Consider the following 24,088-nt stretch of genomic DNA (forward strand, 5'->3'; position numbering starts at 1 on the left):
CATCCCCTCGTTCCTAGGCTGTGACGGGCCCGACCCGTTCGGTTCTACTTGGGCTTCCCGTGGTTTCCGGTCAGGCTGCGCCTGAGTCGACCAACGGAAGACACCGTTCTTCCGAAGACTCCCCGGTGATGGCCGGATCGCTGTCGTTGCGGCCATCTTAGCCCGTAGACTGGGCGCACATCCCACACTCAGGCACCCTTATGACGCGGTGCCGCACATATCGGAACGAGGCACTCATGACGGACACCGACGCGCCCACGCGCACCATTCCCGACAAGCCCGCGCTGGAGGGCCTCGAATCCAAGTGGGGTGAGGTCTGGCAGCAGCAGGGCACCTACGCGTTCGACCGCAGGGCGGCGCTCGAGGCCGCCGATCGCAGCTGCGTGTACGCGATCGACACCCCGCCGCCGACCGCGAGCGGCTCGCTGCACATCGGCCACGTGTTCAGCTACACCCACACCGACGTCATCGCGCGGTTCCAGCGGATGCGCGGCAAGACGGTGTTCTACCCGATCGGATGGGACGACAACGGCCTGCCCACCGAGCGCCGCGTGCAGAACTACTACGGCGTGCGCTGCGACCCGTCGCTGCCGTACGACCCCGACTTCACGCCGCCGTTCCAGGGCACCGACAAGGCCGTCAAGCCCGCCGACCAGGTGCCCGTCTCGCGGCGCAACTTCATCGAGCTGTGCGAGCGCCTCACCGAAGAGGACGAGAAGCAGTTCGAGGCGCTGTGGCGAATGCTGGGGCTGTCCGTCGACTGGTCGCAGACGTACCGCACCATTGCCCCGGAGTCGATCCGCGCCTCCCAGCTCGCGTTCCTGCGCAACGTCGAGCGCGGCGAGGCGTACCAGGACTGGGCGCCCACGCTGTGGGACGTGACCTTCCGCTCCGCGGTGGCGCAGGCCGAGCTGGAGGACCGGGAGCAGCCCGGCGCCTACCACCGCCTCGCCTTCCACGGGCCGGAGGGCGATGTGTTCATCGAGACGACCCGCCCCGAGCTGCTCGCCGCGTGCGTGGCGCTCGTGGCGCACCCCGACGACGAGCGCTACCGGCCGCTGTTCGGCAAGACCGTCCGCACCCCCCTGTTCGACGTGGAGGTGCCGGTGCTGGCCCACCACCTGGCGCAGCCGGACAAGGGCACGGGCATCGCCATGGTCTGCACCTTCGGTGACGTCACCGACGTGACCTGGTGGCGCGAGTTGCAGCTGCCCACCCGCGCGATCCTCGGCTTCGACGGCCGCATCGTGGCCGAGGCGCCGGAGGCGATCACGAGCGAGGCGGGCCGCGCCGCGTTCGCGAAGATCGCGGGCACCACAGTGTTCACGGCGAAGAAGACGGTGGTCGAGTTGCTGGGCGAGACCGGCGAGCTGATCGGCGACCCGAAGCCTATCCAGCACCCGGTGAAGTTCTACGAGAAGGGCGACCGCCCGCTCGAGATCGTCTCGACCCGCCAGTGGTACGTGAAGAACGGCGGCAAGGACGCCGAGCTGCGCGAGCGGCTGATCGAGGCCGGGCGGCAGCTCGGCTGGCACCCCGACTTCATGCGGGTGCGCTACGAGAACTGGGTGAACGGGCTCGCGGGCGACTGGCTGATCTCGCGGCAGCGCTTCTTCGGCGTGCCGATCCCGGTCTGGTATCGGGTGGACGAGAGCGGCGAGACGCGCTACGACGAGGTGATCCTGCCCGACGCCGCGCAGCTTCCGGTGGACCCGTCCTCCGACCCGGCGCCGGGCTTCGACGAGTCGCAGCGCGGGAAGGCGGGCGGCTTCGTCGGCGAGGTGGACATCATGGACACCTGGATGACCTCCTCGCTCACCCCGCAGATCGCGGCCGGCTGGCAGCGCGACCCCGAGCTGTTCCGGGCGCTGTTCCCCTTCGACCTGCGCCCGCAGGGGCAGGACATCATCCGCACCTGGCTGTTCTCGACCATGCTGCGCTCACTGCAGGAGACGGGCGCAGCACCGTGGCGCCACGCGGCCATCTCCGGCTTCATCGTCGACCCCGACCGCAAGAAGATGTCCAAGTCGAAGGGCAACGTGGTCACGCCGGCCGCGATCCTCGAGCAGCACGGCTCCGACGCGACCCGGTACTGGGCGGCCTCGAGCCGGCTCGGCTCCGACGCCGCCTTCGACGTGCAGAACCCGACCCAGATCAAGATCGGGCGCAGGCTCGCGATCAAGATCCTCAACGCCGCGAAGTTCGCGCTCGGCTTCTCGCACGCCGACGACGCCGAGGTGACCGAGGAGCTCGACCGGTCGATGCTGCGCGACCTCGCCGGCGTCGTCGAGGAGGCCACGGCCGCGTTCGAGGCGTACGACCACGCGCGCGCCCTCGAGGTCACCGAGACCTTCTTCTGGACGTTCTGCGACGACTACCTCGAGCTGGTCAAGGAGCGGGCGCACGGGGCGACGGATGCCGCGGGCCAGGCGTCTGCGGCCGCCGCGCTGCGCACGGCGCTGTCGGTGCTCCTCCGCCTGTTCGCCCCCGTGCTGCCCTTCGCCACGGAGGAGGCCTGGAGCTGGTTCAACTCCGGCTCGGTGCACACCGCGCCGTGGCCGGCCGCCGCCGAGCTCGCCGCGGGAGCCGGCTCCGAGCTGCCCGTGCTCGCGCAGACGGGCGCCGCGCTCGTCGGCATCCGTCGCGCGAAGACCGACGCGAAGGTCTCGCAGAAGACGCCCATCGTCTCCGCCACCATCGCGGGCCCGGCCGACGCGCTCGCCGCCATCCGCGCCGCCGAGGCCGACCTCAGGGCGGTCGGGCGGATCGGCGAGCTGAGCTACGCCGAGGCGGAGACCGTCGGGGTGCGCGACGTGGTGCTCGGAGATCTCGCCTGATCAGGACAATCGCGCTACGCTCGGCACTAAGGAGGCCCGACATGTCCATCGTGATCCGTGACCCCCGGGACAGCGACTTCTTCCCGTGGCTCACCCTGTACGAGGGGTACGCCGCCGCCCGCGGCGTCGAGCTCACCGAGCAGAAGGCCCTCCTGTTGTGGACCTGGCTGACGGACCCCGCCAACGTCGAGCGCGCCCTCGTCGCCGTCGACGACGAAGCGGGCCTCGTCGGCCTCGCGCACTTCCGCTCGTTCCCCCGGCCCCTCGACGGCGACTTCGGCGTGTTCGTCGACGCCTTCCATGTGGCGCCGGATGCTCCCGAGGAGCCGGGGACCAGCTGCTCGCCGCGCTGCGCGAGGCCGCCGCAGGCCTCGGCGCAACCGTGATCCAGTGGACCGCGGCGCCCGGCGAGCAGACCCCCGCCCCCCTCGCCGACAGCGACCGGCCCACGGAACTCGTCGTGCACGAGCTGCAGGCCGTCGCCCAGCCCGCCTGAACGGAGCCGACATGCAATTGGGCACCCGCTGGCCGGTGGGGTCCGTCACTCCCCCGTCACTGCCCGGCGTCGTGCGCGGCGCGATCCGCGCCGTGGAGGAGGAGCTCGACGCCGAGGGCGTCGACGCCTCGACCTGGCGGTGGACCCTCACCTGGCTGGAGGGGCGGCCGGTCGTCGAGCTCGACGACGGCACGGTCATCCGTTACGACCCGGTCTACGACACCGCGACCACCGGGTCGACGGCGTTCGACGACGACGCCGACGCGCTGGCCTGAGGTCGGGGGTTCAGCGCAGACCGAGTCGCGACTCGCGGGCGGCGAGCTCGGCATAGCGCTCGCGTCGCCGCTGGTCGGCGAGCAGGGCCGTTTCGCGGCGGATGGCTCGGGCACGGCGCTCGGAGCGGGTGCGCGCGTAGCGCACCATGGCGATGCCGATGCGCTCGAGCATCCGATCGGATGGCGCGGCCTGCGCCCTGCGGAGGGTGATGGCGGTCATTCCGTCACCTCCTCTCCGTCGACGAGGGCGAATGCGTTGAACTGGATCTGAACGGGGCGGGTGCCCGGGAGGCGGGTGCCGCGATAGGGCCCGAGCACTTCTTCGACGAGTGCGGTGTAGCGGTCGATGAAGTCTCGGAACACGTCGATGGGGAGGTACTGGTTCGCGGTGCTGAACTCGCCCTCCTGCCACTCCTCGGGGAGCCTCTCCTCGGCGTAGCGCAGGTAGTCGCGGATGTTCTGCGCGTGCAATTCGTTCCACTGGCGCGAGATCTCGGCCACCGCCTGGCGCGCGGCAGGGGTGTCGTTCTCGCCGCGGTCGTTGAGGCTGACCGAGCCGGGCACGCGCTCCCACCATCGCTCGCGGGCAGTGCCCTTGCCCTCGACCTCGCGCACGAGCCCGTGCTTGGCCAGCTGGCGCAGGTGATAGCTGGTGGCACCGCTGGACTCGCCGAGCTGCTCGGCGAGCATGCTCGCGGTCGCGGGCCCCAGGGACGAGAGGCGATCGAAGAGCTGCACGCGCAAAGGGTGGGAGAGGCCCTTCATCGCCGCGAGGTCGAGAACCCGGGGCGAGGCCGGCTGGGGAGTCATGGCAGCAGCATACGTTCGCAAAAACAGCTTTGCAACTGTTTCTTTGCAGCGCATTCTTTGCTCGGATTCCCGATAGGGTGCAGACATGTCCGACGCACCCAACCCGCTGCTGGCCGAGAGCAACCTCGACTATCGCCTGCCGCCGTTCGCCTCCATCGCCGACGAGCACTACGAACCGGCCTTCGAGGTCGGCTTCGCCGAGCAACTGGCCGAGATCGAGGCCATCACCTCGAACCCGGAACCGGCGACCTTCGAGAACACGCTCATCCCCCTCGAGCGCTCGGGGCAGACGCTGCGCCGCGCCGCATACGTGTTCTTCAACAAGAGCTCCGCCGACAGCAACGACACGACCAATGCGCTCGAGGAGAAGCTCGCGCCGAAGCTGGCCGCGCATCAGGACGCGATCACCCTCAACGCGGCGCTCTACGCGCGCATCGAGGCGGTGTACGAGCGCCTGGACGAGCTCGACCTCGACCCCGAATCCCGCTACCTGGTCGAGCGGTACCACATCGACATGACGCTCGCCGGAGCCGGCCTGGACGACGCGGCGAAGTCGCAGCTCTCCGAACTGAACCAGCGCATCTCGGCCCTGCAGGCGCGCTTCGAAAAGCAGCTGCTGGCCGACACGAACGACCTCGCCGTCGTCTTCGACGACGCCGCGGAGCTCGAGGGGCTCGGCGAGGGCGAACTCTCGGCCGCCGCCGAGGCCGCGCGGGAGCGGGGGCTGGAGGGGAAGTACCTGGTCACGCTCGTGCTGCCGACGGGGCATCCGTGGCTCGCCTCGCTGACCCGGCCCGAGGTGCGCGCGCGGATCATGGAAGCCTCACGCTCCCGCGGCGGCCGCGGCGGCGCGAACGACAACCGCGAGGTGCTGCTGGAGCTGGTGAAGCTGCGCGCCCGGCGCGCCCGGCTGCTCGGCTTCGCGAGCCACGCCGACTACGTCACCGCGGGCCAGACCGCCGGCAGCGCCGCCAACGTCGCCGACATGCTCGGACGGCTCGCCCCGCCCGCCGCCCGCAACGCGCGCCGCGAGCACGCCGCGCTCGAGAAGCTGGCCGGGGCACCGGTCACCGCGGCGGACTGGGCCTACTGGGCCGAGAAGGTGCGCTCCGCCGAGTACGACGTCGACACCGCCGCACTGCGGCCGTACTTCGAGGCCGAGCGGGTGCTCAAGGACGGTGTGTTCTTCGCCGCGACGAAGCTGTACGGCATCACGTTCACCGAGCGGCACGACCTGGCCGGATACCACCCCGACGTGCGCGTCTTCGAGGTGTTCAACGAAGACGGCTCGCCGCTCGGGCTGTTCCTGTACGACCTGTACACCCGCGACTCGAAGCGGGGCGGGGCGTGGATGAACTCGCTCGTCGACGAGTCGGCGCTGCTCGGCGTGAAGCACTCGGTGGTCGTCAACAACCACAACGTGCCGAAGCCCGCCCCCGGCGAGCCGACGCTGCTCACCTTCGACGAGGTGGGCACGCTGTTCCACGAGTTCGGCCACGCGCTGCACGGCCTCTTCGGCTCGGCCACGTACCCGCGGTTCGCGGGCACGAGCGTGCACCGCGACTTCGTCGAGTTCCCCTCTCAGGTGAACGAGATGTGGATGCTCTGGCCCGAGGTGCTCGCCAACTACGCCAAGCACTACCAGACCGGCGAGCCCATCCCGCAGGAGATCGTCGACCGCATCCACGCCTCCGAGACGTTCAACGAGGGCTTCAAGACCAGCGAGTACCTGGGCGCGGCGCTGCTCGACCAGGCCTGGCACGTGCTCTCGGCCGAGCAGGCCGACGAGGTGACGGATGTGGCGGCGTTCGAGGCATCCGCTCTCGCCGACGTCGGCCTGGACTTCGCACCCGTGCCGCCGCGCTATTCCAGCACCTACTTCGCGCACACCTTCTCCGGCGGCTACGACGCCCAGTACTACTCATACATCTGGAGCGAGGTGCTCGACGCCGACACCGTCGAGTGGTTCAAGCAGAACGGCGGCCTGACGCGCGAGAACGGCGACCGGTTCCGCTCGCGGCTGCTCGGCGTCGGCGGCACCAAGGATCCGATCGAGGCGTTCGTCGACTTCCGCGGCCGCACCGCGGAACTGGAGCCGCTGCTGCGTCGGCGCGGCCTCACCGAGGACTGAGCGGCGCGTGTGACCGAACGTTACGGGCCGGCTTCCGCCGCAGCGGAGCCGGCCCGTAGCGTTGCGGCCATGGACACGCCGACCGAGCACCTCTGCGCATCCGTCCACGCCGGGCACGGGCTCTCCGTGATGCAGGACCGGCTGGCGCGCGCCACGCCGAGCCGATGGATCGACGCGATCGTGACGCAGGTCGACGGCGACGGATGGCTCACGCTGGCCACCCTCGACGGCCGGTCGCGCCTGCGCGTGTGGAACCACGAGGGTGTCGACGTCGAGGCGGGAGCGCCGGTCGCGCTGCACGACGCCTTCCACGTGCTCGCCGCGGGCGGCGAGCGGTACAACGTGGCGGTGGCCCGCTAAGCCGTCACGCCATCGTCATCGCGTCGGCGAGCTTCATGCACGCATCCATGCACGTCTTGCACGCCTGAGCGCACATCGCGCAACTCTCGCTCATGTCCGCGTGGCTCGCGCACTCGTCGCCGCATGCGGAGCACATGGCGGCGCACGCCTGCAGCATCGCCTTCGTCGCGGTGGCGTCGAACCCCATGGGGCGCATCAGCATGCGCATGGTCGTGTTGCACATGTCGGCGCAGGTCGAGCACAGCGAGCCGCAGCGCGCCATGCCCTCCCCCATGTCGGCGTCGGAGCACATCGTGCACGCCATCTCGCAGGCGGAGCACGCCTCGATACAGGACTGAACCATCGCCGTGTCCATCGGCATCGCGGGCATGTCCATGCCCTCCATGTCGTGGGACATGCTCGTCATCATGTCGCTCATAGTGGTCATGTCGGCATGGTAGGTCGGCCTGCGCGAGGCCGGAAGGGGGCCCTCGGCCTACGCCGACTTCTCTTCCCGGCGCGGGGCACGGTGCGGCACGATGGTCGGCGCGGCGTTCGACTCGACGGACTCGCGGGTGATGACCACCCGCGCCACCTCGTCGGTGGAGGGGACCTCGAACATCACCGGGCCCAGCACCTCTTCCATGATGGCGCGCAGCCCACGCGCGCCGGTCTGGCGCAGCACGGCGAGGTCGGCGATCGCCTCGAGCGCGCCCGGCTCGAACTCCAGCTCGACCCCGTCGAGCTCGAACATGCGCTGGTACTGCCGCACCAGCGCGTTCTTCGGAACGGTGAGGATCTGCATCAGCGCCTCGCGGTCGAGAGGCGTCACCGTCGTGACGACGGGCAGGCGGCCGATGAACTCAGGGATCAAGCCGAACTTGTGCAGGTCTTCGGGCAGCACCTCGCTGAAGAGATTGAGATCGTCGCCTTTGGAGTGCAGCGGGGCGCCGAAGCCGATGCCCTTCTTCCCGGCCCGCGCGCTGATGATGTCTTCGAGCCCGGCGAAGGCGCCCGCCACGATGAACAGCACGTTGGTCGTGTCGATCTGGATGAACTCCTGGTGCGGGTGCTTGCGCCCGCCCTGCGGCGGCACGGAGGCGACCGTGCCCTCGAGGATCTTCAGCAGCGCCTGCTGCACGCCCTCGCCGGAGACGTCGCGGGTGATCGACGGGTTCTCGGCCTTGCGGGCGATCTTGTCGACCTCGTCGATGTAGATGATGCCGGTCTCGGCGCGCTTGACGTCGTAGTCGGCGGCCTGGATCAGCTTCAGCAGGATGTTCTCGACGTCTTCGCCGACGTAGCCCGCCTCGGTGAGCGCGGTCGCGTCGGCGACGGCGAACGGCACATTGAGCCGCTTCGCGAGGGTCTGCGCCAGATAGGTCTTGCCGCAGCCCGTCGGACCGATCAGCAGGATGTTGGACTTGGCGATCTCGACCTCGTCCGCCTTCACGTCGGCCGGGCCGATGCTGTTGCGGGCGCGCACCCGCTTGTAGTGGTTGTAGACGGCGACGGCGAGAGCCCGCTTCGCCGCGTCCTGCCCGATCACGTACTCCTCGAGGAAGTTGTAGATCTCCTTGGGCTTCGGCAGCTCGAACTCACCGGACCCGGCGGCCTCGGCGTCGGCCATCCGCTCTTCGATGATCTCGTTGCAGAGCTCGACGCACTCGTCGCAGATGTAGACACCCGGTCCGGCGATGAGCTGCACCACCTGCTTCTGGCTCTTGCCGCAGAACGAGCACTTCAGCAGGTCGGCGCTCTCTCCGATGCGTGCCATTCGTCTCCTCCGTCTGCGGGGCTCGCGGGGTCCGCTTTCTCGAAAGCCTAACGCGAGGGGCCGACATCGGCGGGGATCTGCGCCCCGATGTCGGCCCCTGCTGCGTCGCCCGGCTCGCGCTACTTGGTCAGCGCCGCCGGCACGGTCTTGCGGCTCGAGAGCACCTGGTCGATCAGGCCGTAGTCCCGCGCCTCCTCGGCCGACAGGATCTTGTCCCGATCGATGTCCTTGTTGACCTGCTCCGGGGAGCGGTTGGAGTGCTTCGCCAGCGTCTCCTCCAGCCAGGTGCGCATGCGCAGGATCTCGGCGGCCTGGATCTCGATGTCGGAGGCCTGGCCGTGACCGGCCTCGCCGATCGCCGGCTGGTGGATGAGGATGCGCGCGTTGGGCAGCGCGAGGCGCTTGCCGGGCGTGCCCGCGGCGGTCAGCACGGCCGCCGCCGACGCGGCCTGGCCGAGCACGACCGTCTGGATCTGCGGCCGGATGTACAGCATGGTGTCGTAGATCGCCGTCATGGCCGTGAACGAGCCGCCCGGCGAGTTGATGTACATGACGATGTCGCGGTCCGGGTCCTGGCTCTCGAGCACGAGCAGCTGCGCCATGATGTCGTCGGCGCTCGCGTCGTCGACCTGCACGCCGAGGAAGATGATGCGGTCCTCGAACAGCTTCGCGTACGGGTCCTGCCGCTTGTAGCCGTAGGCCGTGCGCTCCTCGAAGCTGGGCAGGATGTACCGGGACGACGGCAGGTGCAGAGCGTTGCCGCCGGCGGTGAAGGTGGGGGTTTCCATCTGGGGTTCCTTGTCTCTCGCCGTCAGTCCTACTGCTGGTCCGTGCCGCCGCCGCCGGAGACCTCGGTGGCGGTGTCGCGGATGTGGTCCACGAATCCGTACTCGAGCGCCTCCTGGGCGTTGAACCAGTGGTCCCGGTCGCCGTCGGCGGTGACCTGCTCGACGGTCTTGCCCGTCGCCTCGGCGGTGATCTCGAACAGGCGGGTGCGCATGTCGACGATGAGCTGCGCCTGGGTCTGGATGTCGCTCGCGGTGCCGCCGAAGCCGCCGTGCGGCTGGTGCAGCAGCACGCGCGCGTTGGGGGTGATGTACCGCTTGCCCTTCGTGCCCGCGGTCAGCAGCAGCTGGCCCATCGAAGCGGCCATGCCGATGCCGACGGTGACGATGTCGTTGGGCACGAACTGCATCGTGTCGTAGATCGCCATGCCTGCCGTGATCGAGCCGCCGGGCGAGTTGATGTAGAGGTAGATGTCCTTCTTCGGATCCTCAGCGGCCAAGAGCAGCAGCTTCGCAGCGATCTCGTTCGCGTTGTCGTCGCGCACTTCCTCGCCGAGCCAGACGATCCGGTCCCTCAGCAGTCGATCGAAAACACTGGGCTGCAGTGTCGGTTCGGCCATGTGTGATGCTCCGTTTCCTTGTGCCTGGAAACGAATCTATCGGGGCCGCGCACGGCAGACGGACGCTGTTCGCCCACGGCAGAGGCCGGTGCGGGAGGCCTCAGTACGACTCCCACTCGACCGTGAGGTCGTCGCCGTCGACGGTCACCTTGCCGCCCAGATAGATCGACACGTCGTCAGACTCCTGCTCGGTCTCGCCGAAGTAGCTCTCGGTGTACTCCACGTGCGCTTCGCCCACGTCGTCCGGGTAGAACGTGCCGTCCGCGTTGATGGTGAAGGTCGGGTACTTCGTGATCTTCCAGGTCACGTGGGAGGTGTCGCCGAAGGCGTACTCCTCGAAGGGGCAGTCGGTCGGTGCGACGACGTGCTGCGCGGCGCATCCGTCGAGCAGCTTCTTGGCCCGCGCGTTCAGCTCGTCGGCCAGCGCGTCGGTGGGCTGGACCTCGAGCGACACGATCGCCGAGCTGCCGCCGGCGACGAGCTCCTGCGTCGGAGCGGCGAAGTACTTCCCCGCGTCCGCGTCGACCTCGTACACGCCCGGATAGGCGTACACGTCGACCTGGCCGGAGTCCGGCACGTCGACCGAGACCGAGCCGATGGTGACCTTGGACACGTCCGGCGCGGAGACGATCACGGCGGTCGTCAGCGGCTTGCTGATCTTCCAGTCCGGGAAGAGGAGCCCGACCGTGCCGTCGCGCTTCAGCTGCACCTCGCCGGTCTCCTTCTTCCCTCCGACGGTGAACGACACCGAGGCGTAGGCGCTGTTCCCGCTCGTCGACACGGAGGTCACCTTCGGGTTCTTCAGCAGTGACTTCGCGCCCTTGAGGGCGTCCTCGGTGAGCAGCACGCCCTTGGCCTTCGAAATCCCCGCGTCGTCGGCCGCGGACGCGTCGACGTGGCCGGCGGCGAGGTCGTCGAGGTACCGCTCGGCCACCACCTTGGGCGAGTACAGCGTGTTGGCCACCCCGGTGATGACGAGCGAGCCGACCATCGCCAGCACGCACAGGACGCCGAGGCCGATCGCGGAGCCGGCGACGACGCGGCGGCCGACCCGCGACAGCGGCACGACGCCGCCTGCCGCGGTCGTGCGGCCCGCGCCGACCACGGCGACCAGGCGAGGGGCGGATGCCTGCAGCACCGGCACCGCGAACCGGGCCGTCGCCTCGGTGATCGCCCCGAAGACGAGCGAGGTGAGGAAGGTCCACCATGCGACCGTGACGCCCGCGTGCAGGTCGCCGATGACCGGGATGCCGGTGATGCTCACCCCCGGCGCGTCGAACACCCAGGGCAGCGCCGCCCAGAGCACGGCGATCGCGGTGGGCAGCAGCCACGCGGAACGCAGCTCGCGTCGCGACTCGGCGGGGCGTTCCAGGCCGATGCGCACGCCGGCGATGACGGCCGCGATCACGGCGAGGACGATGGTCACCCACAGCCACGGCGCGAAGTCGCCGGGGTTGAAGACGGAGAGGGTCTCGGCGTGCGAGCCCGTCGAGCTGCCGCGGATCCCGCCCAGCTGGCCCAGGGAGGCGGCGAAGACCACGGCGTTGCCGAACCAGAGCGGCAGGGTCGGCAGCAGCGTCGCGTAGCCGACGTGGGCGCCGGCGACGGCCGTTGCCACGAGCACGGCCAGACCGAACAGCACCGTGCCCGAGGCCGCGACGGCGGTGACCTCCCGCACCAGCGGGTGCACGCCGCCGAGCCAGGCCCGGCCGGCGGCCCAGAACCCCCCGCCCGGGCCGGCGGCGGCGAACTCGCGCCCGAGCCAGGCCGAGACGGTGCCGAGCACGAAGGCGCCGAGCAGCAGGCGCCACCCGGCGGTGGTGAGCCAGAGCGCGACCGGGTCGACCTTCAGATAGAAGCTGCACGCGAGCGACAGCAGGGTGAGCACGATCGCGTAGGCGGCCCCCGTGATCAGGGCCGCGGCGATGCGCGCGGGCGCGCCGCCGGAGGGCCTGCGTCGCTCCACGAGCCAGCCCCACACCACGAGAGCGGCGAGCAGCGCGACGGTCACGACGATCGGCACCGCCGTCACTCCCCCGTGGGCTTCGATGTGCACCCCGGAGATGTCGGCCGTGAACTTCGCGGAGACGTGCCCCCACAGGCTCATGCCGAAGATCAGGAACAATCCGGTGAAGACCGAGAGCGGGTTGAACGCCACGGACGAGGAGGAGCCGGCCGAGGCATCCGTGCCGGAATCGCTGCCGCCCACGAGGCCGGAGTAGTCGGCGCCGAGCGAGGAGAACGCGCCGGCGGCGATCGCGACCGCGACGAGCACGGCCACCACGATGGAGATGACGAGGCCGGCGCCGAGGCCGACCCCGGCGTGGATGAGGCCCGAGTAGAGCAGCCGGGGGCCGGCCCACTCCGGCCGCGTCCAGCCGCCGCCCGTCGGCGCGGGCGGCGCCGTCGGCGGCACGCCCGATGCCGGCGCCTCCGCGGTCGATGCCGGCGCCTCGGGCGCCGGTGGCGGCGCCGCCGCCGCCTCGGATTCCGGCTGCGGCTGCGCGTCGCTCACATCGCTCATCGTTTCCCCCCGGAACGGTCGATTCCCCCGTGGGCGCCATTCAATCGGCGATGCATCCGATCGCGCAATAGGCAACCCCCGGCGGCAGGCGCGAAAAAGGGGGCGACCCGCCGCAGCGGACCGCCCCCTTCGCGAAGAGCCGAGCGCCTACTCGCCGCGATCGGCGTTCAGCTTCTCGAGCGTCTCGGTCGTCTCGGCGACGCCCTCCTCGGTCGCCTCGGTCTCGTCGCTGGCCTCGAGGATGATGTCGGAGTCGTCGTCGTTCTGCACGGCGGTGAACTCGCTCAGGTCGACCGGCGCGCCGTTGGTGTCGGTGACCGTCGCCTTGCCGAGGGCGATCGCGATGGCCTTGTTGCGGGCCACCTCGCCGACCATCTGCGGGATCTGGCCGTTGTCGGAGAGGATCTTCACGAACTCGTTCGGATCCATGCCGTACTGCTGGCTGGCCTGCACGAGGTAGCTGGTCAGCTCGTTCTGGCTGACGGTGACCTTCTCGGCCTCGGCGATCTCGTCGAAGAGGATCTGCGTGCGCAGGGCCTTCTCGCTCGCCTCCTTGACCTCGGCGCGGTGCTCCTCGTCCTCCAGGCGGTTCTCGGCCTCGAGGTGGCGGTGGATCTCGTCTTCGATCACGGCCTCGGGCACGGGGATCTCGACCTTCTCGAGCAGCGTGTCGACGAGCTTGGTGCGCGCCTCGTTGCCCTGCTGGAAGGCCTTCGCCCGCGCCGCCTCGGCCTTGAGGCCCTCGCGCAGCTCGGCGATGGTGTCGTACTCGCTGGAGATCTGCGCGAAGTCGTCGTCGGCCTCGGGCAGCTCGCGCTCCTTGACCGAATTGATCGTCACGGTGATCTCGGCGTCCTCGCCCTCGTGGTCGCCGCCGAGCAGCTTGGAGGTGAAGGTGGTGGTCTCCCCCGCGGTCAGCGAGTCGATCGCCTCGTCGATGCCCTCGATCAGCTCGCCGCTGCCGACTTCGTAGGAGATGTTCTCAGCGGTGTCGACGGTCTCGTCGCCGATCTTGGCCGAGAGGTCGATCTGCACGAAGTCGCCGGCCTTGGCGGGGCGGTCGACGGTGACCAGCGTGCCGAAGCGGCTGCGCAGACGGTCGAGTTCGGCCTCGACGTCCTCGTCGGTGACCTCGGCCGCCTCGACGGTGATGGGCAGCTTGTCGTAGTCGGGAACCGTGATCTGCGGCCGCACGTCCACCTCGAAGGTGACGACCAGGTCACCCTCGAAGGTCTTGGCGTCGGGGACCGAGGCGATGTCGGCCTCGGGGCGGCCGAGCGGGCGCACCTTGGTCTCCGTGATCGCCTCGCGGTAGGCGGGCTCGAGCGCGTCGTTGATCGCGTGCTCGAGCACGGTCGCCTTGCCCACCCGGCTGTCGATGATGGCCGGCGGCACCTTGCCCTTGCGGAAACCGGGGATGGTCACTTCTCCGGCGATGTGCTCGTACGCGTGGGTGATGCTGGGCTTGAGCTGCTCCGGGGTCACCGTGGTGGTGAGCTTCACGCGGGTGGGGCTCAGCTGTTCGACCGTGGTTGTCACTCGTGGATCTCCTGTTGGTGGACGTTTCGTACGGCGTGCGTGCCCGACCGAATGGTCGGGGCGACAGGATTCGAACCTGCGACCTCCCGCCCCCAAAGCGGGCGCTCTAGCCAAGCTGAGCTACGCCCCGGATCGCCGGAGGATCCGCACGGTATGACCGCGAGGGGGTGACGGGAATCGAACCCGCGTAATCAGTTTGGAAGACTGAGGCTCTACCATTGAGCTACACCCCCGCAAAGGTGTTTCTGACCGCCCGAAGGCAGCCGCTCCAGCATACGGCATGGCCTCTCGGCCCTCGAACCCGGGCGGCCCGTCGGGCCCGCGTGCCGCATAGCAGAACGGATGCGCGCAGCTGAACCCCCTTGCGGAATGGCACCGCCCTCCTAGCGTTGGATCAACCAGCAGCCGGCGTGCCCCGCCGGCTCGGATCGGAAGGAGCACCATGGCCACCAAGACCGCCAAGTCCACCAAGGCCGAGACCGCCACCAAGTCCGACGTCGCCGTCGCCGAGCCGACCGTCGCCAGCGTCGACACCGAGACCGCCAGCAGTGTCGCCCAGTACCTCAGCCCGGTCGTCATCGACCTCGAGGCGCTCTCCATCAACGGCAAGCAGGCGCACTGGCATGTGCGCGGGCTCAACTTCATCGCCGTGCACGAACTCATCGACGACGTGGTCGACCACGCCCGCGAGTTCGCCGACCTCGCTGCCGAGCGTGTCGTGGCCCTCGGGCTGCCGGTCGACGCCCGCATCGAGACGGTCGCGGCGAAGAACACCCTGCCGCCCATGGCCGACGGCTTCCAGCAGTCCAATGACGTGATCGCCACCCTCGTCGACTCGATCGACGCGGCCCTGGCCACCGTGCGGAAGGCCGTCGAGGGCCTCGACGAGATCGACCCGAACAGCCAGGATGTGGCCACCGAGATCGAGCGCGGACTCACCAAGGACCGATGGTTCCTCGTCGCGCACATCGCGGCGTAGCATCCGTCACGTGAAATACAGCATCAGCGCCGCCCGGTTCGCCGTGGCGGCGCTGATGCTGTCTGCGGTGACCACCTCGTACCTGCACACGTGGTTCACCCACGGCGACACCTGGCCGTGGGACTACTTCGGCTACTTCACCAACCAGAACAACCTGGCCGAGGGCTTCGGCCTGGTCGCCGCCGCGATCGGGATGCTGCAGGGGCGGCGCATCCGCTGGGTCGAATACCTGCGCGGCGCGGTGACCACGTACATCTTCATCGTGGGCGTCGTGTACTGGACGCTGCTGGCCGCCACGAGCCCCAACCCGATCCCGTGGACCAATGACGTCGTGCACGGCATCGTGCCCGCGTACGCGGTGCTGGACTGGCTGCTGGTCGGCGACCGGGCGCCGCTCAAGTGGCGCAACTACTGGGTGATCTTCCCGTACGGGCTGCTCTGGCTCGCGGTCACGCTCACGCGCGGCGCGAGCGACGGGTGGGTGCCGTATCCGTTCCTCGATCCGGCGAGCGGGTACGCGAGTGTGTCGGTGTACTGCGGTGCGATCGTCGCGATCGCCGGGGCCGTCGGAGTCGCCGCGTGGGGCGCGAGCCGCTACCGGGGGCTGGTGCTCACGGGTGCGCCCGAGCCGAGCGGGGCCGGGCTCGTGGCCCCTCAGCGGATCGCGTCGTAGCTGAACCGGCCGGCGACCATCGTCGCGGCCACGGGCAGCTCGCGCAGCGCGGCGGCATCGGCCTCGCGCGGGTCGGAGCCGAGCACGACCAGGTCGGCCGGCCGGCCCACCGCGATCGTGCTGCGCGTCGAGGCCGCGACCGCCTCGGCCAGGGTGATGCTCTGCTCCGGGTGCCACGCGGGCCGGTCGTCGCGGGTGCGGAACACGGCGGCGGAGATCGCGACCCACGGGTCGAGCGGGGCCACCGGGGCGTCCGAGCCGAGCGCGAGCACGGCGCCCGCGTCGAGCAGGGAGCGCAGCGGGAAGGCGCGGTCGGACCGCCCCGGCCAGTGCGTCTCGGCCATGTCGCGGTCGTCGAGCGCGTGCTCGGGCTGCACGCTCGCGACCAGTCCGAGCTCGGCGAAGCGGCCGAGGTCGTCGGGCCGCAGCAGCTGGGCGTGCTCGATCGAGCCCTGCGCACCGGTCACGGCGAACGCGTCGAGCGCGAGCGAGGCGGCGTGGTCGCCGATGGCGTGCACGGCCGCGCGCAGCCCGGCGCCGTGCGCGCGCCGCAGCAGCGGGACGAGCCGATCGGGCGGCACGGTGAGCAGCCCGTGCGCGTCGGCGCCGGTACGGCCCGGGTACGGGTCGAAGCAGTAGGCGGTGCGGGTGCCGAGCGATCCGTCGCTGATGACCTTGAGCGGCCCCATGGTGAGCAGCCCCGACTCGTCGAGGCTCTGACCGCTGCGCAGGCCGAGCTCGAGCGCGCGCTCCAACTCGGCCGGGTAGACGGATGCCTCGACCCGCAGCTCGTCGAACCCGGCGGCGAAGCGGCGCTGCCAGACCGGAATGTTCCAGCTCATCTCGAAGTCGACGATGCCGACGACGCCGCGCGCGGCCGCCTCCTCGCCGGCCCGGTGCGCCCACTCGTCGAGCCGCGCCTCGTCGGGCTCTCCGGCCAGGCGGCGGACCACGGCGAAGGCGTCCTCCTCGCGCAGCACCCCGGTCGGGTGGTCGTGCAGGCCGTGCGCCTTGAGCGCGGCGGAGTTCAGCCAGACGCTGTGCAGGTCGCCGTTCACGGCGATCACGCGGCGGTCCGCGGCGACGTCGTCGAGGAGGGCGACGTGCGGGGCATCCGGCCACAGCCCGTCGTGGTAGCCGACGCCGATCACGTCGCCGTCGGGGTGCGCGTCGGCCCACTCGCGGAGGATGAACGCGGCCTCGGCGGCGGACTGCGCACCATCGAGCGGCACGCGGCGAGCGGCCAGCGCCCACTGGGTGAAGTGCACGTGCCGGTCCCACAGGCCGGGGATCAGCAGGTGCCCGTCGAGGGGGATGTGCTCGCCGGGCGCGTCCAGCTCGCCGGCCGGCGTCACGGCGGAGATCACCGGGCCGGTGACGGTGACGTCGACGAGGCGCCCGTCGAGCAGGCGCGCGCCGGTGAAGGTCAGGCCTGGCATGTCGGGCACCAGTACAGCTTGCGGTTCGCCATCTCCTTCATGGCGATGGGGGTGCCGCAGACGCGGCACGGCTCGCCGGTGCGGTGGTACACCCAGTGCCGGTCGGCCCGGCTCGCCATGGCCTTGCGGTAGTCCTCGTCGCTCAGGTCGTCCATGGTCATCATCTGGCCGGTGCGCACCCCGACGTCGAGCAGGTGCACCCAGTCGCGCCACAGCGCCCGCGCGGTCTCCTCCGGCACCTGCTTGCCCGGCGTGAACGGGTTCTGCCTGGCTCGGAACAGCAGCTCGGCCCGGTACACGTTGCCGATGCCGCTGACCACGGACTGGTCCATCAGCAGCTGCCCGATCGGCTGGCCGCTGCGGCGGATGGCAGCCACGACACGCTCCTCGGCCTCGGGCGACGCGTCGTTCAGCGGGGCGGGGCCGAGCCGGTCGATGACCTGCTGCACCTCGTGCGGGCTCAGCACCTCGCACTTGGTGGGGCCGCGCAGGTCGGCGCAGGCCGTGTCGGTGAGGAGGCGCACCCGCACCTGTCCGACCGGAGGCGGCGGGAACTCGAAGTCGGGCTCGTCGTTCTCCTTCTCAGACTCGGCCATGTGCAGCCGGGCGCGGCGCGGGGCGCCGATGGAGCGCACCGAGTCCTCCCCCGCGCGGTCGTTCAGGTAGTCGGCGTCGGTCTCGAGCAGGGTTCCGCGCTGGTTGGTCTGGCCCATCCGTCCGCCGGCGGATCGGATCGTGGCATCCGTCGTGATCTCGCCCGCGAAATCCCACGCGCCGTACAGGCCCAGGTGCACGCGCAGCCACAGGCCGTTGTCGAACTCGAGGAACATCTGCTTGCCGACGGCGGTGGCCCGCTTCATCACGGCGCCGTCGATCATCTTCGCGCCCGAGGCGAAGCGGCCCTGCGGGCTCGAGACCGCCACCTGCTTGCCCACGAAGTTGCGCGCGAACTGGCGGGCGATGCGGTGGACCGAATGCCCTTCGGGCATCAGTGATCGACGCCCTTGCCGGCGATGTCGCCGGTGGCCTCGAACTCGGCCAGCTGGGCGATGCGGCGCACGTGGCGCTCCTCCTCGCTGAACGGCTCGGCGATGAACAGGTCGATGAAGCGCAGCGCCTCCTCCTCGGTGTGCTGGCGGGCGCCGATCGAGATCACGTTGGCGTCGTTGTGCTGCCGGGCCAAGAGCGCCGTCGACTCGTTCCACACCAGCGCGGCGCGGATGCCCTTGACCTTGTTCGCCGCGATCTGCTCGCCGTTCCCGCTGCCACCGAAGACGACGCCGAGGGAGCGCACCCCGGCCCGCTGATCCTTCACCACGGCCTGGGCTGCGTTGATGCAGAACGCCGGGTAGTCGTCGAGCGGGTCGTACGACGTGGGCCCGTGGTCCACGACCTCGTGACCCTGCTCGCGCAGATGCGTCTGGATGTGCTGGCTGAGCTCGAGTCCGGCGTGGTCCGTGGCGATGTGGATGCGCATGCCGTCAATCCTATTGAGGCTCAAACCTCCACGAGCCCGGCGGCGAGCACGCCGGCGAGCACCGGCCGAGTGGCCAGGAGCCCCGCCCAGACGAGGCCGATGCCGGCCGCCAAGCAGCCCGCGATCACGAGCAGCGTGAGCGGCTCGAGGAACAGCGCGATGCCCGTCAACGGCAGCACCACCACGGCGGCGCAGACCGCTGCGCCGATCGTGACGACCAGCAGCGGAGCGAGCACCGCCCGCGAGCGCGCCGCGTGCATCACGCGCGCAGGCATGCCCGCTCGGTCGAGGGCGACGTAGAGCGCCCGGCGGTCGAGCACCGCCGCCGCCTGGTTCACGCCGACCGCGCAGGCGACCATCGCGAACGACATGATCAGGGTGATCAGCACGCCCGAACGGATGTCTGCCGCGAGCGTGCGGGCGACCGGGTCGCCCCCGCTCGCCGACGCCTCGGCGAATGCTGCGCCGACTCCGGCGAACACCGCCACGAAGCTCACCATCGCCACGCCGCTCACCTGCCGCCACGCGGCCTTGGGGTCGTCGAGCACGCTGCGGGCGGCCAGCAGCCTGCCCGCGGTGCGGGCGCGGCGCAACCACCCGCGGGCGAAGCCGCGCAGCACGAGCGGGCCGACGAGGCCGAGCACCGCCAGCACGGCGGCGAAGCAGCCGAGCATGACCGCGATCACGACTGCGATGCTGCCGAACAGGCCGAGCCGGGACATCGCCGCCGCGGCGGCCGCGATGACGAGGACGGCGATGACCGCACGGATGCGTCGAACACGCGGCACGACCGTGCGCGTGCGCACTCCGAGCGGGGTGAGCATCACTCGGCGCAGGCCGATCGCGGCACTGGCGGCTGCAAGCAGCATGACGCCGGCGACGACGCCCGGGTATGCCCATAGCGGCGGCCAGATCGCAGCTCCGAGCGCCTGGCCGTCGAAGCGCAGCAGCGCCCCGAACGGCAGCGCGGCGAGAGAGGCGACCGCCCCCGCGAGGGCGCCGGCGAGCGCCACCGTCGTGGCCTCGACCACCGTCAGCGCAGAGACGAGTCGAGTGGAGGCGCCGAGCAGCCGCAGCGTGGAGAGTCGCTCGTCACGCCGGCGCGCGGCCAGGCGGGCCGCCGAGGCGCCCAGCGTCGCAAGCGGCACCCCGAGCAGCACGAGCGCGATGAGCGACAGGATGCGGTACACGAGCGCCTGGTCGCCCGGAAGCGCGAAGAACGCGTGCACTCCCCCTGCCACGACCGTGACGCAGAGCGTGACCACGGCGAAGGCGATCGCGGGCAGCGCTACCGTCGCCGGGTCACCGACGCCGCGCCGACCGAAGAGCCGCACCAGGCTCACGAGCGTCATCGCACCGGCTCCTGTTCGCCTGCAGCTGCGGGCGCGGGCGCGCCCGACTCTGCGACGACCATGCCGTCGCGCATCCGCAGCACGCGGCCGCAGCGGGCCGCGACCGCTTCGTCGTGGGTCACCACGATGAGCGCACGCCCCGAGTTGACGGTGGACGCGAGCAACGCCGTCATCACCTCGCCCGAGGTGACGGAGTCGAGTGCGCCGGTCGGCTCGTCGGCGAACACCACGGCCGGTCGCACCGCCTGGGCGCGGGCGATGGCCACGCGCTGCTGCTGACCGCCCGAAAGCTCGCCGACGCGACGCTCGCCCGTCTCGCCGATACCGAGCGACGCGAGCAGGCGAAGCGCCTCGGCCGCGGCATCCGTTCTCGCCACGCCGTTCAGTAGCAGCGGCAGCGCCACGTTCTCGAGCACGGTGAGCTCGGGCACGAGCAGGCCCTGCTGGAAGACGAAGCCGAACGAGGTGCGCCGCAGCTCGGAGCGCCGCTTCTCCCCCGCGGCGCCGAGGTCGACGACGCCCGCGCCGCGGTGCAGGCGCACGGTTCCGGCATCGGGCCGCGTGATGCCCGCCAGCACATGCAGCAGAGTCGTCTTGCCACTGCCGGAGGGGCCCATCACGGCCACTGACTCGCCGGTCGAGACGTCGAGGTCGACGCCGCGCAGCGCCGGGGTGGCTCCGAAGGTCTTGGTGAGGCCGCGGGCCTCGATGAGGGTTCGCATGTTCCCAGCCTCACGGCCGGGCCGGCCGCGCACATCGGCCGCCGGTGCCGACTGCGGTCGTACCGCAGGGGGACTTCTCTCAGCCGAAGATCGGGCCCCGGGTGCGGGTGCGCTTCAGCTCGAAGAATCCGTCGTACGCCGCCACCGCGACCACGCCGTCCCAGAGGGCGAGCGCCTGCTCGCCGGTCGGGGCCGGGGAGATCACGGGGCCGAAGAACGCGGTGCCCTCGACCGAGATGATCGGGGTGCCGACCTCCTGCCCGACGCGCTCGATGCCGTCGTTGTGGCTGGCCCGCAGCTCGGCGTCGAACTCGTCGGAGTCGGCGTAGCCGGCGAGGGCGGCCGGCAGCCCGGCCTCCTCGAGCGCGGCGGGGATCACCGCGTCGGCGTCCTTCTGCCCGCCGGGGTGGATGCGGGTGCCGAGCGCGTCGTAGAGCGGCTTCACCGCCTGCTGCCCGTGCAGCTGCCAGGCCGCGGTGACGAGGCGCGCGTACTTCAGATAGCGCGGGAAGTTGGCGCGGTAGCTGTCGGGCACGTCCTTGTCCTCGTTCAGCACGGCGAGGCTCATGATGTGCCAGGTGACCTCGAGGTCGCGGTGCGCGCTCACCTCGTCCACCCAGCGGGAGGCCATCCAGGCCCACGGACAGGAGGGGTCGAACCAGAAGTCAACGGAAGTCGGCATGCCCCAGTTCTACTCCGTAAGGTGGGATCCGCGGGCGCGCCGCCCGCCCCACGCCGAAGGAGAACCGTGCCCGGAGAGAACCTCACCCGCGTCGAAGCCGCCGAACGCAAAGCCGTCGTCTCGCCCCACTCGTACGAGATCAAGCTCGACCTCACGACCGGGCCGGAGGTCTTCCGCAGCGAGACCAAGGTGACGTTCTCGGCCACGGCGGGCGCCTCGACGTTCATCGACCTGATCTCCAAGACGGTGCATTCGGTGACGCTCAACGGGCAGGCGCTGGAGGTGGCATCCGTGAACGACGGCGTGCGCATCCAGCTTCCCGAGCTGGCCGCAGAGAACACGCTCGTGGTGGTCGCCGACGCGATGTACACCAACACCGGCGAGGGCCTGCACCGCTTCGTCGACCCCGTCGACGGCGAGGTGTACCTGTACTCGCAGTTCGAGGTGCCCGACGCGCGGCGCGTCTTCGCCGTGTTCGAGCAGCCCGACCTCAAGGCGACCTACCGGTTCACGGTGACGGCGCCGGCGGACTGGGTCGTGGTCAGCAACTCCCCCACCCCCGAGCCGATCTTCTCCGGCCCGGTCGACGGCGCCTCGCTGAAGGACACCCGCACCTGGGTGTTCGACCCCACCCCGCCGCTGTCCTCATACATCACCGCGATCGTCGCCGGCCCGTACCAGGGGGCGTTCAGCGAGCTGACCAGCACCGACGGCCGCACCATCCCGCTCGGCGCGTACGCGCGCAAGTCGCTGTTCCCCTACCTCGACGCCGACTACATCTTCGAGAAGACCCGGCAGGGCTTCGCCTTCTTCGAGTCGAAGTTCGGCCGGCCGTATCCGTTCGCCAAGTACGACCAGCTGTTCGTGCCCGAGTTCAACGCGGGCGCCATGGAGAACGCGGGCGCCGTGACGCACACCGAGGCGTACGTGTTCCGCTCCAAGGTCGCCGACGCGGTGCGCGAGCGCCGGGTGGTCACGATCCTGCACGAGCTCGCGCACATGTGGTTCGGCGACCTGGTCACCATGAAATGGTGGAACGACCTGTGGCTCAACGAGTCGTTCGCCGAGTACGCCTCCACCCTCGCCACGGCCGAGGCCACCGAGTGGACCGAGGCGTGGGCGACCTTCGCCTCGACCGAGAAGAGCTGGGCGTACAACCAGGACCAGCTGCCATCGACGCATCCGATCGTCGCCGACATCCGCGACCTCGAGGACGTACAGGTCAACTTCGACGGCATCACCTACGCCAAGGGCGCCTCGGTGCTCAAGCAGCTGGTCGCCTGGGTCGGGCAGGACGCGTTCCTCGCCGGCGTGCACGAGTACTTCGAGAAGCACGCCTACTCGAACACCGAACTGAAGGACCTGCTGGTCGAGCTCGAGGCGACCAGCGGCCGCGACCTCGGCGACTGGTCGAAGAAGTGGCTCGAGACCGCCGGCGTCAACACGCTGCGACCCGAGATCGAGACGGATGCCTCCGGCCGCATCACCTCATTCGCGGTGCTGCAGTCCGCTTCGGCCGACTACCCGACGATCCGCCCGCACCGGCTCGCGATCGGCTTCTACACCCTCTCGGGCGACACCCTGAGCCGCACGCACCGCGTCGAACTCGACGTGGACGGCGAGCGGACCGAGGTCGCCGAGCTCGTCGGCCTCGAGCAGCCCGACCTCGTGCTGCTCAACGACGACGACCTGGCCTACGCCAAGATCCGCCTCGACGGGCGCTCGCTCGCCACCGCCGTCGCGCACCTCGGCAAGATCGACAGCGAGCTGGCGCGCGCCGTGATCTGGGGCGCCGTGTGGGACGCCACGCGCGACGCCGAGGCGAAGGCCAGCGACTTCGTGCGGCTCGTGCTGAACAACATCGGCGCCGAAACCGGCTCGACCACGATGCGCACCGCGCTCGGACAGCTGGTGCTGTCGGTCGGCGCGTACGTCGCGCCCGAGAAGCGCCAGGCGGCCGGAATCGCCGCGGCCGACGCGCTTTGGGCGCTCGCGCAGCAGGCCGAGCCGGGCAGCGACGCCCAGTTCCAGTTCGTGAAGACCTTCGCGCAGCTCGCGCAGACCGACGAGCAGCTCGCCGCGGTGGCGGGCCTGCGCGACGGCTCGGTCGAGCTGGCCGGGCTGAGCGTCGACACCGACCTCGCCTGGGAGCTGCTGCAGTCGCTGGTCGTCGGTGGCAAGGCCGGCGCCGACGAGATCGACGCGGCCCTCGACGCGGACAACACCGCCAGCGGGCAGCAGTCGGCCGCGCACGCCCGCGCGGCGCTGCCGACCGCCGAGGGCAAGGCCGCCGCGTGGGCGTCGGTGGTCGAGCAGGCGGGCGCGCCGAACCTGATCGTGCGCGCCACCGGCCTCGGCTTCCAGCGGGCCCGCGACCACGGGCTGCTCGAGCCGTACGTGGGCAAGTACTTCGCCGCGCTGCGCGAGCTCTGGGAGACCCGCAGCTACGCGATCGCCGCCGGCCTGATCAACGGCATGTACCCGTTCACGCTCGCGAACGAGGAGCTGGCCGAGGCGACCCGGGCCTGGCTCGCCGAGAACCCCGAGCCGGCCGCCCTGCGCCGCCTCGTCGTGGAGAACCTCGCGCGCGTGGAGCGCGCGCTCAAGGTGCAGGCGGCGGATGCGGCGTAG

General features: G+C 70.6%; 22 protein-coding genes and 2 tRNA genes. 8 read left to right on the plus strand and 16 right to left on the minus strand.

Annotation, left to right across the window (positions count from 1 at the left end; translation table 11 throughout):
• Positions 1-236: 236 nt before the first annotated feature.
• The 3 genes from valS to H563_RS0102245 all read left to right on the plus strand — a co-directional run bounded on the left by valS (position 237) and on the right by H563_RS0102245 (position 3,608).
• Positions 237-2,837, plus strand: a complete 2,601-nt coding sequence (gene valS, locus H563_RS0102235) for a valine--tRNA ligase (RefSeq protein ID WP_022880994.1) — start codon at positions 237-239, stop codon at positions 2,835-2,837.
• A gap of 41 nt (positions 2,838-2,878) precedes the next feature.
• Positions 2,879-3,223 (plus strand): GNAT family N-acetyltransferase, encoded by a 345-nt coding sequence (locus H563_RS17050; RefSeq protein WP_051142590.1) that lies wholly within the window; start codon positions 2,879-2,881, stop codon positions 3,221-3,223.
• A gap of 121 nt (positions 3,224-3,344) precedes the next feature.
• Positions 3,345-3,608 carry a hypothetical protein gene (locus H563_RS0102245; protein WP_022880995.1) on the plus strand — a complete coding sequence of 88 codons (264 nt, stop codon included), beginning with the start codon at positions 3,345-3,347 and terminating at the stop codon, positions 3,606-3,608.
• A gap of 10 nt (positions 3,609-3,618) precedes the next feature.
• Here the strand turns inward: H563_RS0102245 and H563_RS0102250 are convergent, their stop codons facing one another.
• Together H563_RS0102250 and H563_RS0102255 are read right to left on the minus strand one after the other, a co-directional pair.
• The gene (locus tag H563_RS0102250; protein WP_022880996.1) at positions 3,619-3,828 is read right to left on the minus strand and encodes a hypothetical protein; all 210 of its coding nucleotides are present in this window, start codon (positions 3,826-3,828) and stop codon (positions 3,619-3,621) included.
• Positions 3,825-4,418 (minus strand): winged helix-turn-helix domain-containing protein, encoded by a 594-nt coding sequence (locus H563_RS0102255; RefSeq protein ID WP_022880997.1) that lies wholly within the window; start codon positions 4,416-4,418, stop codon positions 3,825-3,827. Before H563_RS0102255 ends, H563_RS0102250 begins: the two co-directional genes overlap by 4 nt.
• Before the next feature lie 85 nt (positions 4,419-4,503).
• Here H563_RS0102255 and H563_RS14595 point away from each other — a divergent pair, with 85 nt between their 5' ends.
• Together H563_RS14595 and H563_RS0102265 are read left to right on the plus strand one after the other, a co-directional pair.
• Positions 4,504-6,549 carry a M3 family metallopeptidase gene (locus tag H563_RS14595; protein WP_022880998.1) on the plus strand — a complete coding sequence of 682 codons (2,046 nt, stop codon included), beginning with the start codon at positions 4,504-4,506 and terminating at the stop codon, positions 6,547-6,549.
• 69 nt (positions 6,550-6,618) lie between these two features.
• The gene (locus tag H563_RS0102265) at positions 6,619-6,909 is read left to right on the plus strand and encodes a hypothetical protein (RefSeq protein WP_022880999.1); all 291 of its coding nucleotides are present in this window, start codon (positions 6,619-6,621) and stop codon (positions 6,907-6,909) included.
• 4 nt (positions 6,910-6,913) lie between these two features.
• On the opposite strand, the gene H563_RS0102270 is transcribed toward H563_RS0102265, so the two are convergent.
• The 8 genes from H563_RS0102270 to H563_RS0102305 all read right to left on the minus strand — a co-directional run bounded on the left by H563_RS0102270 (position 6,914) and on the right by H563_RS0102305 (position 14,366).
• Positions 6,914-7,336, minus strand: a complete 423-nt coding sequence (locus tag H563_RS0102270; protein ID WP_022881000.1) for a hypothetical protein — start codon at positions 7,334-7,336, stop codon at positions 6,914-6,916.
• 48 nt (positions 7,337-7,384) lie between these two features.
• Positions 7,385-8,665 carry an ATP-dependent Clp protease ATP-binding subunit ClpX gene (gene clpX / locus H563_RS0102275; RefSeq protein ID WP_022881001.1) on the minus strand — a complete coding sequence of 427 codons (1,281 nt, stop codon included), beginning with the start codon at positions 8,663-8,665 and terminating at the stop codon, positions 7,385-7,387.
• A gap of 119 nt (positions 8,666-8,784) precedes the next feature.
• Entirely contained in the window at positions 8,785-9,453 is a 669-nt protein-coding gene (locus tag H563_RS0102280) for an ATP-dependent Clp protease proteolytic subunit (protein WP_022881002.1), read from the minus strand.
• Positions 9,454-9,482: 29 nt separating this feature from the next.
• The gene (locus tag H563_RS0102285) at positions 9,483-10,070 is read right to left on the minus strand and encodes an ATP-dependent Clp protease proteolytic subunit (RefSeq protein ID WP_022881003.1); all 588 of its coding nucleotides are present in this window, start codon (positions 10,068-10,070) and stop codon (positions 9,483-9,485) included.
• A 100-nt stretch (positions 10,071-10,170) separates the two neighbouring features.
• The gene (locus H563_RS0102290; protein ID WP_022881004.1) at positions 10,171-12,585 is read right to left on the minus strand and encodes a hypothetical protein; all 2,415 of its coding nucleotides are present in this window, start codon (positions 12,583-12,585) and stop codon (positions 10,171-10,173) included.
• 156 nt (positions 12,586-12,741) lie between these two features.
• Positions 12,742-14,133: a trigger factor gene (tig, locus tag H563_RS14600; RefSeq protein WP_022881005.1), complete on the minus strand. Its 1,392-nt coding sequence runs from the start codon at positions 14,131-14,133 to the stop codon at positions 12,742-12,744.
• Positions 14,134-14,185: 52 nt separating this feature from the next.
• Positions 14,186-14,263, minus strand: a tRNA-Pro gene (locus H563_RS0102300).
• Between the two features lie 32 nt (positions 14,264-14,295).
• Positions 14,296-14,366, minus strand: a tRNA-Gly gene (locus tag H563_RS0102305).
• Between the two features lie 209 nt (positions 14,367-14,575).
• Here H563_RS0102305 and H563_RS0102310 point away from each other — a divergent pair.
• Both H563_RS0102310 and H563_RS17185 read left to right on the plus strand, forming a co-directional pair.
• Positions 14,576-15,112 (plus strand): Dps family protein, encoded by a 537-nt coding sequence (locus tag H563_RS0102310; protein WP_022881006.1) that lies wholly within the window; start codon positions 14,576-14,578, stop codon positions 15,110-15,112.
• Between the two features lie 10 nt (positions 15,113-15,122).
• Entirely contained in the window at positions 15,123-15,785 is a 663-nt protein-coding gene (locus tag H563_RS17185) for a Pr6Pr family membrane protein (protein ID WP_022881007.1), read from the plus strand.
• On the opposite strand, the gene H563_RS0102320 is transcribed toward H563_RS17185, so the two are convergent.
• From H563_RS0102320 to H563_RS0102345, 6 genes are all read right to left on the minus strand, one after another.
• Positions 15,767-17,224, minus strand: coding sequence for an amidohydrolase (locus tag H563_RS0102320; protein ID WP_027478998.1), 1,458 nt, complete (start codon positions 17,222-17,224; stop codon positions 15,767-15,769). The two genes, H563_RS17185 and H563_RS0102320, sit on opposite strands and share 19 nt — an antisense overlap.
• Positions 17,212-18,213, minus strand: coding sequence for an Fpg/Nei family DNA glycosylase (locus tag H563_RS0102325; RefSeq protein ID WP_022881009.1), 1,002 nt, complete (start codon positions 18,211-18,213; stop codon positions 17,212-17,214). The genes H563_RS0102320 and H563_RS0102325 overlap by 13 nt, the downstream gene beginning before the upstream one ends.
• On the minus strand, positions 18,213-18,701 hold the full coding sequence (locus H563_RS0102330) for a ribose-5-phosphate isomerase (RefSeq protein ID WP_022881010.1): 489 nt from the start codon (positions 18,699-18,701) through the stop codon (positions 18,213-18,215). The genes H563_RS0102325 and H563_RS0102330 overlap by 1 nt, the downstream gene beginning before the upstream one ends.
• 20 nt (positions 18,702-18,721) lie before the next feature.
• Positions 18,722-20,053: an FtsX-like permease family protein gene (locus tag H563_RS0102335; protein ID WP_022881011.1), complete on the minus strand. Its 1,332-nt coding sequence runs from the start codon at positions 20,051-20,053 to the stop codon at positions 18,722-18,724.
• Positions 20,050-20,775, minus strand: a complete 726-nt coding sequence (locus tag H563_RS0102340) for an ABC transporter ATP-binding protein (RefSeq protein ID WP_022881012.1) — start codon at positions 20,773-20,775, stop codon at positions 20,050-20,052. Before H563_RS0102340 ends, H563_RS0102335 begins: the two co-directional genes overlap by 4 nt.
• Before the next feature lie 79 nt (positions 20,776-20,854).
• A complete protein-coding gene (locus tag H563_RS0102345; RefSeq protein ID WP_022881013.1) occupies positions 20,855-21,457 on the minus strand; it encodes a mycothiol-dependent nitroreductase Rv2466c family protein in 603 nt (200 codons plus the stop codon).
• A gap of 66 nt (positions 21,458-21,523) precedes the next feature.
• Between H563_RS0102345 and pepN the strand changes: the two genes are divergently transcribed.
• The gene (gene pepN / locus H563_RS0102350; RefSeq protein ID WP_022881014.1) at positions 21,524-24,088 is read left to right on the plus strand and encodes an aminopeptidase N; all 2,565 of its coding nucleotides are present in this window, start codon (positions 21,524-21,526) and stop codon (positions 24,086-24,088) included.

This window comes from Gryllotalpicola ginsengisoli DSM 22003 (assembly GCF_000419445.1).
Lineage (GTDB): Bacteria > Actinomycetota > Actinomycetes > Actinomycetales > Microbacteriaceae > Gryllotalpicola > Gryllotalpicola ginsengisoli.